Raw genomic sequence first — 12,232 nt, 5'->3', positions numbered from 1 at the left:
CGCACGCTACAGCTCGGCAATGGCCTTTTTCGCGGCGTCGGTCAGGTCGCGACTGATCTTCTCCCTGTACGGCGCATAGCTCTGTTCGGTCAGTGAAAATGACGCCCCGTTGGTACGCACGATCATGTCCCCGGACAGGGTGTCCCAGAACAACAGCCCCGGTTGCACCGCACGCGTGGTCATCTGCAGCCCGCACACCAGAATATCTACCGCCCCGGTGCCGCTCGCCCTGCACGGCACCACCTGGAAGCTCTCGGACTGCCCCGAGGAAAACCAGGAACTGAAGAACGTGTTGGCATGCTCGCTGCTCAGTAACGTATGAAGGGACCCCGCCATCAATGCGTGCAGCTCCGGCGACGTTGCCCTGCCGAAAGCGCTGGCGGGGAGATAACGCAAATCCCGCAAACGCCTGATCGTGACCATCCCGGGATCGATACTGCCGGTCAGCCTGCCGCCTTTTTGGTAAATAGTGCGCTGGTACTGTTCTATCCAGGGCTTCCAGTTGCGGTACCGATCGTGCTTCTGGTCTGCGGATAATTGCGCGTAGAGCAAACAGTCGAGGATGTCGGCGCGCAGCTGCGCAGAAATTCCGGGCGCAAACGACACAAAATTCCGGCCCTGTAGCACGCTCTCGTCAGTGGACATCACCCGCCTCCTTCAGCGCACAGACCAGCCCCGATCGTCGGTCCTCCAGCGCCTGGCTGATTTTGGACCGCAACGGCGAGTACACGAGATCCATCAGCCGCAGCGAGTAGAACCTCAGCTCGACATTGCTGATGATATTCGCCGGTTGCAGGGGTTCGAACAGAAAGTCGTGTTTCAGCAACGAACAGTGGGTGAAGGTGATGAGGACCATCGACAGTTCACCGTTGGCGTCCAAAAACCCCAGTTGCAGCACCACTTTCTGGCCGTCTTGCGCTTCGCGCGGAATCCCGACGGTAACCGGCTCGAGCGCCTCACTTGCCAAGCGCTCGATGGCAGGCTGATCCGGGTAACTCAGCAACGATTGCCAGGCCGTGGACTCTGCCGCAAACAACAGGTCAGCGGGGATGAACGCCGGCAGGGTCTTCTTAATCCATGCCCAGACTGAGCCGGGCCCTAACTCAGCGGAGGGGCAAGCCAATGCCTCGTGGGTTTTCAGCGCCCAGCCGAAGCGGTTGAACGCTGCCAGCCAGGTGTCGTTCCAGGCCGAAGTGGCCGTGAAGCGAGGGTGTTTTTTTGTTGCCGCCAGCTGCGTGTACAGAACGCAGTCGGCAGCGTCGCTTTTGCGCTGTGTCGAGCAGCCGCTGTGCGTGAACAACACGCAGCCGGCGCTGACTTGTGCTTCGATCATTCCCTGATGCATGGCACATCTCCATGGGAGAGGAGGCGACTCGCGCCCCCTCTGTAGCGTTCAGATGTCGAATTCATCGATCGCCGATTCAGCGCTTTTGCTCAGGCGCTGCTGGATCCGTTTGCGCACCGATGCGTAGATCCGCGAGTTCAGCACCAAGTGGTCCTCGCCGCGGAAGGTCTCGACCTCGGTGCTGTTCCATTCCCAGAACAGCACGTTGGTGACGGCCGAGTCGGCGGAGAAGTTGACCGCGCCCATGGCCATATTGACGGTGCCGTCGGTGGACTCCATGCAGGCGCCGATGCGGAAGTTCGCGCCTTTATGGGTCTTGGTCTGACGCTCGAACATGCGCAGCGGTTTGTCCTGAGCCTTCAGCGCTTCAACGGCGTCAGCGGCGACTTTCAGCATGGCGAGGGAGGCAGGCCCGGGCAGCGCGGCGGCCGCAATGGCGGAACCGAGAATCTCCAGCCCGGCCTGCTCCATGCTGAAGCGTTGATGGCTGGAGCGATAACGGGAGTAGCTCCAGTTGGTCGAAATCCAGCCCATCGTCGCCAGCGCCTTGTTGAACCTGGCGTACCACTCCTGACTCTGGGTCTCCGGATTGAAATCTTTGTTGGCAGCCAGCGTGGCGAACAGGAGAGAGTCCATGACGTCTTCCTTGTTCTGCCGCGAAACGCCTTCAGCGAACGCCAACAGGTTACCAGCGACAACAGCGCCCTGGCTCGGCTCGTCCTGCAGGCCCGGAACCGGGTCATCCATTGCCGAAACGTGCTCGATCATCGAGTGGGTGCAGTCGGCTAGCTGGCAGTCGTTGATGAACGCACTGCGCTCGGCGATGGTCATGCTTGTTTCATGCTTCATTCGTTAATCCTTTAACTGATGGGGTGAGTCCGTCGTGGACACCTCCGAGATTAACGAACATTTGAAAGTGCGCCACCCGAGGGGCTGGACGCCTTACAGACACGTTCGAGCAAGCCGTCCTACAGAGCGGCAGCGCACTCCCCTGAACCGGGGAGACGCAAACTTGAGAGAAAGCACAGGGTTGCGAGAACAGCCGCCCATGACAATGGAAGCAGACGACAGGTGGTGTCGGCCGCCACCTGACGTTTTCCGCCGGGCAATGGCCCGGTTTCGCCGTCTACTCGCAGACACGGCTGCGTCACTTATAAGACCGATCCCACAGCGCAAACCGCAGCGTCGCTCACGCCGGCTTGGCGCCATACCAGCGAGGTGTGTAGACCCACGACTGGCCATTGGCTCGCGGGAATACGCAGGTTAACGACGAGCCGATCAAGACCATGGTGCGCATGTCGACTTGCTCCGGCGTCAGCTCACCAAGTGTGATGACCCGCAACGTCTGCGCCGGCCGTCCAATATCCCGCCCCAGGGTGACCGGGGTTTGCGGGCCACGATGCTGGCGCACGATTTCCAGGGCGCGCCCGAGCTGCCAGGGCCGGGAGCGCGAAATCGGGTTGTAGAACGCCAGGGCCAGATCGGCCTGACAGGCGAGATCCAGGCGCTTCTCGATGATCTCCCAGGGCTTGAGGTTGTCCGACAGGGACATCACGCAGAAGTCATGACCCAACGGCGCACCCGCCAGCGCGGCGGTTGCCAGCGAAGCCGACACGCCCGGCAGTATGTGCAAATCCACCCGGTGCCAGTCGGGATTGTCCGATTCGTGCAGCGCTTCCAGCACCGCAGCGGCCATGGCGAACACGCCGGGGTCACCCGAGGAAACCACCACCACCGACCGCCCTTCAGCGGCCAGCTCGAATGCATGGCGGGCGCGCAGCATTTCTTCGCGGTTGTCGGTGCAGTGCAGCACCTGGTCGGCACGGAACGGCCCGGCCATGAGCACGTAAGTTTCGTAGCCCAGCACATCGTTGGCGCGCGCCAGCTCGGCTTTTACGGCGGGGATCATGAAGTCGGTAGCGCCCGGGCCGAGGCCGATGACTGCCAGCCGCCCACGTCCACAGCCGATCTGTGAAACATCCAAAGGCTGTGGCGCGACAGCGATGGCAACGCCCGCCGCTGGCGTCAGCGGTGGCAGCAGTTGCGGCAATACCTGCTGGGTCATTTCGGCGGGCATACCGGCGGCGGTAAAACGCAACGGTACGCTGAGCGCGTCGGCTGCAGCGTGCAGCGCCGGATTGGCCATCTCGGCTTTGCTGGCCAGTAAACAGCCCAGCGCCTGCACGGCAATGCGCGACTCATGCAGCGCGTTTTTAACAGCCTCGGCGGGATCAGGCAGATCTCCGCTCACCGCCACCAGTACATTGCGCGGGTAGATCAGCAACTCGTGCTCGCTGGGTTCGCGCTCGTCGTAACCGACGTGAATCGCCAACTGCGCCTGATCATCCTCAGGCAGCTGCGCCTGAGCCAACCACGGCGCCGCGCCCTCGACGCGCACGCTTTCACCCGACAGCAAGTCGCTGACGAAGCGCTTGCCCAGCTCCAGATCGCCCAATGCGTAGCCGGCGGGCGGATTGAGCAGGCAGGTGCCGAAGCGCAGCTCGCCGCTGGTGGTGATGGCCGCTGCGGTGTTCAGTGCGACAGCCATTTCCCGGGCCATGACGTTGACGCCACCCAGTCCCCCCAGCAGCGGCACGACTGCACTGCCATCTTCGGCAACGGCGAGCACTGGCGGCTCAACGCCCTTCTCCAGCAAAACCGGCGCCAGCGTGCGAATGACGATGCCCGCTGCGCACAGCGCGATGATCGGCGTGTCTTGCTGATAAAGCTGACGCAGTGTCGCGCCAAACTCCAAGTAGCTACGGTCGCCGTCTTCCACACGTCCGGCCAGCCCGTAAATCAGCGCTTGGGGATACAGTTGCTGAATACGTCGCGCCGTCGCCAGCGCGCCTTTGCCGAGAATGACAATCGCCGGGGCCTTGATGTTGGTCGTGCCCATCAGCCTTGCCACCGTTCGCCGGGGACAATGATCAGCGAGAAGTACGGCGACGACATCGGGTCAACCTCCGCCAGCGGCACGATCTTCTGATTGGCCATGGTCGCGCGCTCGACGTATAGCGCGCGCTCAGCCAGACCGGTTTCCACCAGCACCTGACGCACTTTCGGGAGGTTGCGCCCCAGCTTCATGATCACCGCAGCGTCGGCATCCTGAAGCTTGCGTTTGAGTTCTTCGGCGGACAACACGCCGGAGAGCACCGACAGGCTTTGATTGCGGTACACCAGCGGTGCACCCAGCACCGACGCGCCGCCGAGCATCGAGCAGACACCGGGAATCACTTCCGCTTCGTAGCGATCAGCCAGACGATCGTGCAGGTACATGTAAGAGCCATAGAACATCGGGTCGCCTTCGCAGATCACCGCCACGTCGCGCCCGGCGTCCAGGTGCGCAGCCAGATCGGCGCTGCTGCGGTCGTAGAACTCGCTGATCACCTGCTCATAAGACATGTGAGAGGGCAGCGCCTCGGTGGTCACCGGGTACACCAGTGGCATGAGGGTCTGGGCCTGCTGCAAATGCCCTTCGATGATGCCGAACGCGTTGCCCTTCTTGCCCTTGGCGACGAAGTACGCGACCACCGGCGACTCGCGCAACAGGCGCAGCGCCTTGACGGTAATGAGTTCCGGATCACCCGGCCCCACGCCCAGGCCAATCAGTCGACCGCGTGGTGCCATCATTCGATCTCCGTGGCGAGTGAGTTGACCGCCGCCGCCGCCATGGCGCTGCCGCCACGGCGGCCCTGCATGATCACGTAAGGCACGCCGCGACTGTCGGCAGCCAGCATGTCCTTGGATTCAGCGGCGCCGACGAAGCCCACCGGAAAACCCAGGATCAGCGCAGGTTTCGGCGCGCCGGCATCGAGCATTTCCAGCAGATAGAACAGCGCGGTCGGCGCGTTGCCGATCACCACGACCGCGCCTTCCAGATGCGGGCGCCACAGCTCCAGCGCTGCAGCCGAGCGGGTGTTGCCCAGCTCCCGCGCCATCTCGGGCACACGCTCGTTCTTCAGGGTGCAGATCACCTGATTATTGGCGGGCAGGCGCGTGCGCGTGACCCCTTCGGCGACCATGTGTGCGTCACACAGGATCGGCGCGCCGGCGGCCAGTGCGCGGCGACCTGCCGTGCCTGCGCCCGGCGAGAAGCGCAGGCCTTCGACCGCATCAACCATGCCGCAGGCATGAATCACCCGTACGGCGAGTTTTTCCAGGTCGGCCGGGATGGAATCGAGCCGGGCTTCGGCACGAATGATCGCGAAGGAGTTACGGTAGATCTCCTGGCCGTCGCGGATGTAATCAATCATGGGTGTTGCTCCGTGAGTCGGCGGTCAACAACGCGCCGACTGCTTCAATAGTGAGGTCACGTGCATGCAGATCGCCGAATCCGGACATGTCTGCATGACGAAAATAAAGGTCGTAACGACCGGGCGACGCTGCCAGCAGGGTCACCGGCATCACGTGCGCAGCGGCGCATGAGCGCGCGCAGCCGGACAGGTGCACCGCGCGGCTGATGCCGTTTTCTTGCAGCAATGCGGCCAGACGCAGCCCGTCGGCCTTGGTGTCAGCCAGCCCTTTAGCGCAGGCCGCGGAGCCGGTGCAGGCCACGATTTTCGACAGCGACTGAGCCGCATCGACGAGCAAACCTGCCTGACCCAAGCCATCCAGCATGGGTGCTGAATTTTCCGCCGGGACATTGCGCAGCATCAGGCTTTGCCACGGCGTCATGCACAACTGGCTGTCGCCGAACGCAGTCGCCAATCGGGCGGCTTCACGGAACATGGACGGCCGCAACCGCCCCAACGGCACGCCTGCGCCCACGGCCACAACGCCGGCTGTTCTTTGCGAGTACGTGCCGATGTGCGCAAAGGGCCGGATCGGCGCGCGCCGCCAGTCGGTTACTTTTTGATCAACCACAAGTTGCTGCGGCAAACGCGCGGCGACGTGTTCGATGAAACGGGTGACTGGCATTTCTTTCAGCAGATCACGCATGCGCGTCTGATCGGGGCGAGCGAGGTCGAGGAAGGTTTCCAGCACCGCAACGACCAGTGCGTGCGCGGTTTCCGTTACTACGGCGGCCACTGGCGAATCATTGGCCGGACAGCCCGCCAGCCCGAAACCCAGCAGCGTCCGGCCATCGACCTCCACTGCAGACAGCCAGAGATCATGGGGATGCTCAAGCATCGCCAGTCCCTCGCCGCCGTCCAGCGACAGGGCGAATTTGGGTGATAGCTCGTGGAAACGCGGGTGGTGCTCGAGAGAGTGCAGGATCTGCCCGGCCAGCGGACGCACGTCCAGCAACTGCTGCGGATCCAGGCCTGCGGTCGGGCTGAGCATCAGGTTGCGTACGTCGTCGCTGGCCGGGTTGCTCGGCCCCAGATCGGCATCAAGCAGGCTCGCAATCAGCCCGTCATGGTCAGCGCCAATCCCGCGAATCTGCAGATTGCCGCGATTGGTCGCTTCGATCACGCCACCGGCGAACCGCTCTGCGGCGTCTGCCACGGCAAGCGCCTGATCCGCGGAAAGCACCCCGCCCGGCAGTTTGATCCGGCAGATGCCGCCATCCAGCGCCGGGACGATACGCAACAACCCCGGACAAGCCGAGGGGCGAATGGGCGTAGCGGATGGGCGAGCGGACAACGGCTCGGTCAATGGATCACCTGGTGCGAACGGGCGGACGCGTAGAGAAACGAAAAGTTACAGGGGCCGTATTATGCCTGCTTTGGCCGTTGCCATGAAAAGACGCTCTGTCGGATTCACAAACCCATACGAACCGGGCCCGCTGGCGCGGTATCATGCCGGCCACTTTCACAGGCCGAGCGGGCGGGCCTGTTGCACGCAATCGGGTTGAGGGCAATTCATGTCACCGTGGCTGACAGTCGTGGGAATCGGTGAGGACGGCTATAAAGGTCTGGGCCGAAACGCTCGGCACGCGCTGCTGCAGGCGCGGCAGGTGTTCGGCGGCCCGCGGCAGCTGGCCTTGCTGCCGCCGTGCATTCAGGCGGAGCAGCGCCAGTGGCCGAGCCCGTTTTCCCTGAGCCCGGTGCTGGAGCAACGCGGCGCCCCGGTCTGCGTACTCGCCAGCGGCGACCCCATGCTGTTCGGCGTCGGCGCGAGCCTGTCGAAACAGGTCTCCATCGATGAGATGCGGGTGATTCCCGCGCCGTCTTCTTATTCGTTGGCGGCGGCCCGTCTGGGTTGGGCGTTGCAAGACGTGGTCACGCTGTCGGTCGTCGCCCGTCCGGTTGCTGCATTAAATGCCCACGTGCAACACGGCCTGCGCCTGCTGGTGCTGAGCAATGACGGTTCCAGCCCGGCGGCCATCGCGGCACAGCTCCGCGAACGCGGGTTTGGTCCGAGCCTCATGATCGTCCTCGAACACTTGGGCGGCAGCGCCGAGCGACAGATCGAAGGCACCGCCGGCGAGTGGAATGCCACCGACATCGCTGCGCTGAACCTGGTCGCCATCGAATGCCGCGCACAGCCTGATGCACTGCGTCTCTCGCCACTGGGCGGTCTGCCGGACGAGGCGTTTCGGCATGACGGTCAGCTGACCAAGCGCGACGTGCGCGCGATTACGCTGGCCCGTCTCGCGCCCGTTCCCGGTGAATTGCTGTGGGACGTGGGCGCAGGCTGCGGCTCCATCGGCATCGAGTGGATGCGCGCGCACCCGACCTGCCGCGCCATCGCGGTCGAGGCTGACGAGGGCCGGCAACACTTGATCGAATTCAACCGCGATGCGCTGGGGGTGCCCGGCCTGCAATTGATTCGCGGACGTGCTCCGGATGCGCTTGAGGGCCTTGAGCAACCTGACGCGATCTTCATCGGCGGCGGCGTCACCCGCGAAGGTGTGCTGCGCACCTGCTGGCAAAACCTGCGCTCGGGCGGCCGACTGATCGCCAACGCCGTCACGCTGCAGAGCGAAGCGATGCTGGTGAGCTGGCGCGAGCAATACGGCGGCGAACTGACCCGCATTCATCTGGCACACGCCAAACCACTGGGCGAGTTCGACACCTGGCGTCAGGCGCTGCCGATCACCCTGCTCGAAGCGATCAAACCCTGATGCGCGACGAAACCGCCGAGCAACCCGCGCCGTTACGCAGCGGCTTGACCACCGGCAGCTGCGCCACGGCGACGTCCCTCGCCGCCGCGCGCCTGCTGCTGGCCGGCGAAACCAACGATGCCATCGACATCACGTTGCCCAAAGGCAAGTGCGTGCAGATGCGCCTGGAATTCTGCCGTCTGATTGCAAACGGCGCCGAGGCCGGCACGCTCAAGGATGCCGGGGATGATCCGGACGTGACCCACGGCGCGCTGGTGTCTGCCCAGGTCAGGCTGATCCCTGAGCCCGGCGTACGATTTGTCGCGGGAGAAGGCGTGGGTACCGTCACCCGCCCGGGTCTGGTGCTGGGGGTTGGCGAGCCGGCGATCAATCCGGTACCGCGCAGGATGATGGCCGAACACCTCACGCAACTGGCGCAGGACGTCGGCTACGACGGCGGATTTGAAGTGACGGTCTGCGTCGAAAACGGCAGCGCGCTGGCGCTGAAAACCATGAATCCGAGGCTGGGGATTCTCGGCGGGCTGTCGATTCTGGGCACCAGCGGCGTCGTGAGGCCCTTTTCCTGCGCGGCGTATATTGCGTCGATCCACCAAGGCATCGACGTCGCCCGCACCAACGGTTACCAGCACATCGCCGCCTGCACCGGCAACGCCAGTGAAGACACGATGCGTCGTGTGTATCAGATCCCCGATATTGCGCTGATCGAGATGGGGGATTTTGTGGGCGCTGTGCTCAAGCACCTGCGCAAAACCCCGGTGGAGCGGCTCAGTGTCTGCGGCGGCTTCGGCAAGATCAGCAAGCTGGCGGCCGGCCACATGGACCTGCACAGCCGCCACTCCAGTATCGATCTGGTTCAGCTCGCGCGATGGGCTGCCGACGTGGGCGCTAACGCCGAGCTGCAGCAAAACATTCGCCAAGCCAACACCAGTCAGCAAGCGCTGGCCATGGCCTCGGCCTTAGGCATCGCGCTAGGTGATGCGGTGTGTCAGCACGCGCTGAATTTCGCCCGCAGCGTGGTGCCGGCGCAAGTTGAGGTGGAGGTTTTTGCCATCGACCGCCAAGGCGGGATCGTCGGGCACGCAGGAGGGTTTGCTTGAAACCACACATCATGAAACGCGTGCTGTTGCTCGGTGGCGTGACCGACGCACTGGCGATCGCCCGCACGCTGGGGCCTCAGCATGTTTACAGCCTGGCCGGCGTGGGCCGCGTGCCCACCGACTTGCGCTGCGAAGTCCGTGTGGGCGGGTTCGGCGGCGCTGACGGTTTGGCAAACTTCGTGCAGCAAACAGGCATCGATCTGATCCTGGATGCGACGCACCCGTACGCTGCGCAAATGAGCCAGAACGCGGTCACGGCGTCAAAGCTGACCGGTGTTCCCTGCTGGGCATTGCGTAGACCCGCGTGGCAAGCAGGTCCGGACGATGACTGGCGCGAAGTCGCGGACTGGGCAGAATTAATCGCCGCCCTCGACCCCTTTCGACGCCCCCTGTTCACCTTGGGCCGCGAACCTTTGCAGCATCTGCACGAGATTCCCGTCCATCAGTTCTGGACGCTGCGTGCCCTGGACGTCTACCCCGGCAACGAACACTGTGAAGTGATCGGCGCGCGCGGCCCTTTCCTGCTGGAGGATGAGCGCGAGCTGTTCGAGACTCGCAACATCGACGTCCTCATCAGCAAGAACAGCGGCAGCACCGCGACCGAGCCGAAGCTGGAAGTGGCGAGGGAGCGCGGGGTACCGGTGCTGGTGTTGAAGCGGCCGGTGCTGCCGGAAGTGGATCGGGCATTCTGGAGTGTGGGCGACGTGCTGGAGGCGTTGCAGAGCGGTGGCTGACGCAGGCCTGAAATGCCAAAAAATCGTCCGGGTTTGCGGATCGGTCCGACTTCACCGTCTGACTTGACTGACATCGGAAATGTGCTCTCCGGTATACCTTCCCGTGTTTTTTGCGGAACGCCTCACGGCGAGGGAACAATGATGAAAGAAGAGTTCAAACCGTTCGACGCAGCGGAATATCTGGAAACACCCGAAGACATGGCAGGCTATCTGGACGCGTGCCTTGAAGAAGACAATGGCGATGGTGTGCTCATACGCAAAGCTCTGGGCAACATCGCGCGGGCTTATGGCATGTCTCAGATCGCACGTGATACTGGGCTGGGTAGAGAGAGCCTGTACAAAGCGCTGAGCACAAACGGCAACCCCGAATTTGCCACCATCATGAAGGTCATCAAGGCCCTGGGCCTGAAGCTCCACGCTTCCACCGCATGACCCGCTGCTGAACCCTTCCTGAACCAAACCCGCCCCGCGACATAACGTCGCGGGCGGGCTTTTTACATCTGGCGGCCGATCAGGCTAAATGGCCGACATGAAAAAACAACAAGATCAAATCATCACGCAGAAGCGGCGACGGGCGTTCGCCTGGGTGGCGTGTTTCGCACTGTTGTTCGGGGTCTTGGCAATGCCGATGACACCGACCATGCCGCGCCCCGAAGGTGAGCGGCTGGTGTGGGGAAGCGGCTGCACCGGCACTGCGTCACGACTGGCCAAGACGCCCGTTGAAGTCATCGATAAACAATCGCCCTACCACCCTGACATCGCGTTCATGCAGCACTGCGCCTGTTGCACAAATGCCATGCCACTGGTTGCAGTGCCGACCAGCATCGGCTTTGGCTTGTTCGCCCTTGTCGAACCGGTGCGGTTCCCTGTCGCGGTATTGGTGCTGCGCGCGCCGCCCCGTCAGCAATGGCCTGAGCGTAACCCGCACGTATCACCCAGGGTCTGATTTACAGATCGTGCCGTCGCCTACCTCAATGAACCAGAGACCTGCGTTGATGCTGAACAAACTTCTCCTGCTGGTCGCCCTCACCCTGCCGGCCTGTTTCGTCGAAGCCCAGGATTACACCAAGGGCCAACTGACCGTCGCGCAGCCATGGTCCATGGCACTGCCGCCCAACGCGCCCACCGTCGCTGGCTATTTTGTTATCCACAACAGAGGTTCTGAGAGCGATAGGCTGAACGCGGTCGACAGCCCCATCGCCGGTGCCGCCCAGTTGCATGAGCACATCAGCAAGGACGGCCTGATGAAAATGCAGCACGTCGAGACGGTGGCTATCCCTGCCGGCGGCACCGTGACCTTCGCGCCCATGGCTTATCACGTGATGCTGCTGGATCTGAAAGACCGTGCCCGACTCATCGACGGCCAGACCTTTCCCCTCACACTGCACTTTGAGAAAGCGGGAGACCTGACCGTTGAGGTGATGGTATTGAAACAGCCACCCGATGCTGCCGCCCCGGCCCACGCCCACTGACCTGCCGAATTCCGACACCGCCCCCTTGAAACGTCCGCCCGCGAACCGCGCCCGATCAGCCCACGCCCCTCGTCACTCGCAGGGTGCGTGGCTGAGCCTGTTCGCCATGCTGATGATTTTCATCGGCCCGCTGATTTCCCAGTCGATGCCCATGGAGCATCACAGCGGCATGGCAATGCCTGCGCCAACATCCATGTCGATGTCGATGCACGGCGAAATGGACATGTCGGCGTCGATGGACATGGGCATGGGCATGGGCATGGGCGCGGACGAGCACAGCGGCCATGCCAAGGCCGGGCAAGATGCGGGCGTCGATCATGTCATCTGGGCCAAGTGCGGGTATTGCACACTGCTGTTCAGTTGCCCGGCGCTGACCAAAACCGTCGCCGTCCTGGCCCCCGTCCCGCCCAGACCCGCCGACTTCTACAGCGAGGCCACGCAACTCGGCCACGCTCAGCGCAACGTCTTCCCCAACGCCCGCAGTCGCGCCCCGCCTCTCTCGTCAGTCGCCTGAACACCTCAAATTGACTCGTACTCGCTGACGGCTTCTCTGGCCGCCAGCGGGCTGCGCC

Annotated in this window: 14 protein-coding genes; 7 read left to right on the top strand and 7 right to left on the bottom strand. The window is 63.3% G+C overall.

Annotated features, from left to right (window positions below):
• Positions 1-6 precede the first annotated feature (6 nt).
• The 7 genes from ACYAR8_RS05175 to cobG all read right to left on the bottom strand — a co-directional run bounded on the left by ACYAR8_RS05175 (position 7) and on the right by cobG (position 6,946).
• Entirely contained in the window at positions 7-645 is a 639-nt protein-coding gene (locus ACYAR8_RS05175; RefSeq protein WP_463579257.1) for a hypothetical protein, read from the bottom strand.
• Positions 635-1,345 (bottom strand): hypothetical protein, encoded by a 711-nt coding sequence (locus ACYAR8_RS05170; protein WP_463579256.1) that lies wholly within the window; start codon positions 1,343-1,345, stop codon positions 635-637. The genes ACYAR8_RS05175 and ACYAR8_RS05170 overlap by 11 nt, the downstream gene beginning before the upstream one ends.
• Before the next feature lie 48 nt (positions 1,346-1,393).
• Complete coding sequence (locus ACYAR8_RS05165) at positions 1,394-2,194, bottom strand: hypothetical protein (RefSeq protein WP_463579255.1); 801 nt, start codon at positions 2,192-2,194, stop codon at positions 1,394-1,396.
• Between the two features lie 340 nt (positions 2,195-2,534).
• Positions 2,535-4,244, bottom strand: a complete 1,710-nt coding sequence (gene cobJ, locus ACYAR8_RS05160) for a precorrin-3B C(17)-methyltransferase (RefSeq protein ID WP_463579254.1) — start codon at positions 4,242-4,244, stop codon at positions 2,535-2,537.
• Positions 4,244-4,978 carry a precorrin-2 C(20)-methyltransferase gene (locus ACYAR8_RS05155; RefSeq protein WP_245760069.1) on the bottom strand — a complete coding sequence of 245 codons (735 nt, stop codon included), beginning with the start codon at positions 4,976-4,978 and terminating at the stop codon, positions 4,244-4,246. Before ACYAR8_RS05155 ends, cobJ begins: the two co-directional genes overlap by 1 nt.
• Complete coding sequence (locus ACYAR8_RS05150) at positions 4,975-5,601, bottom strand: precorrin-8X methylmutase (RefSeq protein WP_108119017.1); 627 nt, start codon at positions 5,599-5,601, stop codon at positions 4,975-4,977. The genes ACYAR8_RS05155 and ACYAR8_RS05150 overlap by 4 nt, the downstream gene beginning before the upstream one ends.
• Entirely contained in the window at positions 5,594-6,946 is a 1,353-nt protein-coding gene (gene cobG, locus ACYAR8_RS05145; protein WP_463579253.1) for a precorrin-3B synthase, read from the bottom strand. Before cobG ends, ACYAR8_RS05150 begins: the two co-directional genes overlap by 8 nt.
• Positions 6,947-7,154: 208 nt before the next feature.
• Here cobG and cbiE point away from each other — a divergent pair, with 208 nt between their 5' ends.
• The 7 genes from cbiE to ACYAR8_RS05110 all read left to right on the top strand — a co-directional run bounded on the left by cbiE (position 7,155) and on the right by ACYAR8_RS05110 (position 12,174).
• Entirely contained in the window at positions 7,155-8,357 is a 1,203-nt protein-coding gene (cbiE, locus tag ACYAR8_RS05140; RefSeq protein ID WP_463579252.1) for a precorrin-6y C5,15-methyltransferase (decarboxylating) subunit CbiE, read from the top strand.
• On the top strand, positions 8,357-9,454 hold the full coding sequence (locus ACYAR8_RS05135; RefSeq protein ID WP_463579251.1) for a cobalt-precorrin-5B (C(1))-methyltransferase: 1,098 nt from the start codon (positions 8,357-8,359) through the stop codon (positions 9,452-9,454). The genes cbiE and ACYAR8_RS05135 overlap by 1 nt, the downstream gene beginning before the upstream one ends.
• An 11-nt stretch (positions 9,455-9,465) precedes the next feature.
• Complete coding sequence (locus ACYAR8_RS05130; protein WP_463579282.1) at positions 9,466-10,188, top strand: cobalt-precorrin-6A reductase; 723 nt, start codon at positions 9,466-9,468, stop codon at positions 10,186-10,188.
• Positions 10,189-10,329: 141 nt separating this feature from the next.
• Positions 10,330-10,620, top strand: a complete 291-nt coding sequence (locus ACYAR8_RS05125; protein WP_463579250.1) for an addiction module antidote protein — start codon at positions 10,330-10,332, stop codon at positions 10,618-10,620.
• An 88-nt stretch (positions 10,621-10,708) separates the two neighbouring features.
• On the top strand, positions 10,709-11,134 hold the full coding sequence (locus ACYAR8_RS05120; protein WP_108119021.1) for a DUF2946 domain-containing protein: 426 nt from the start codon (positions 10,709-10,711) through the stop codon (positions 11,132-11,134).
• A 49-nt stretch (positions 11,135-11,183) separates the two neighbouring features.
• A complete protein-coding gene (locus tag ACYAR8_RS05115; RefSeq protein ID WP_463579249.1) occupies positions 11,184-11,660 on the top strand; it encodes a copper chaperone PCu(A)C in 477 nt (158 codons plus the stop codon).
• Positions 11,632-12,174, top strand: coding sequence for a DUF2946 domain-containing protein (locus ACYAR8_RS05110; protein ID WP_463579248.1), 543 nt, complete (start codon positions 11,632-11,634; stop codon positions 12,172-12,174). Before ACYAR8_RS05115 ends, ACYAR8_RS05110 begins: the two co-directional genes overlap by 29 nt.
• Positions 12,175-12,232 lie beyond the last annotated feature (58 nt).

The organism is Pseudomonas sp. HP_01 (assembly GCF_055284355.1).
Note: the sequence above shows the minus strand (reverse complement) of the source record. Positions and strands in the feature narration are given on the sequence as shown.

Coding starts and splice junctions, on each gene's coding strand:
- ACYAR8_RS05175 (WP_463579257.1), bottom strand. CDS start 645: ATGTCCACTGACGAGAGCGTGCTACAGGGCCGGAATTTTGTGTCGTTT.
- ACYAR8_RS05170 (WP_463579256.1), bottom strand. CDS start 1,345: ATGCATCAGGGAATGATCGAAGCACAAGTCAGCGCCGGCTGCGTGTTG.
- ACYAR8_RS05165 (WP_463579255.1), bottom strand. CDS start 2,194: ATGAAGCATGAAACAAGCATGACCATCGCCGAGCGCAGTGCGTTCATC.
- cobJ (WP_463579254.1), bottom strand. CDS start 4,244: ATGGGCACGACCAACATCAAGGCCCCGGCGATTGTCATTCTCGGCAAA.
- ACYAR8_RS05155 (WP_245760069.1), bottom strand. CDS start 4,978: ATGATGGCACCACGCGGTCGACTGATTGGCCTGGGCGTGGGGCCGGGT.
- ACYAR8_RS05150 (WP_108119017.1), bottom strand. CDS start 5,601: ATGATTGATTACATCCGCGACGGCCAGGAGATCTACCGTAACTCCTTC.
- cbiE (WP_463579252.1), top strand. CDS start 7,155: ATGTCACCGTGGCTGACAGTCGTGGGAATCGGTGAGGACGGCTATAAA.
- ACYAR8_RS05135 (WP_463579251.1), top strand. CDS start 8,357: ATGCGCGACGAAACCGCCGAGCAACCCGCGCCGTTACGCAGCGGCTTG.
- ACYAR8_RS05130 (WP_463579282.1), top strand. CDS start 9,466: ATGAAACGCGTGCTGTTGCTCGGTGGCGTGACCGACGCACTGGCGATC.
- ACYAR8_RS05125 (WP_463579250.1), top strand. CDS start 10,330: ATGAAAGAAGAGTTCAAACCGTTCGACGCAGCGGAATATCTGGAAACA.
- ACYAR8_RS05120 (WP_108119021.1), top strand. CDS start 10,709: ATGGCCGACATGAAAAAACAACAAGATCAAATCATCACGCAGAAGCGG.
- ACYAR8_RS05115 (WP_463579249.1), top strand. CDS start 11,184: ATGCTGAACAAACTTCTCCTGCTGGTCGCCCTCACCCTGCCGGCCTGT.
- ACYAR8_RS05110 (WP_463579248.1), top strand. CDS start 11,632: ATGCTGCCGCCCCGGCCCACGCCCACTGACCTGCCGAATTCCGACACC.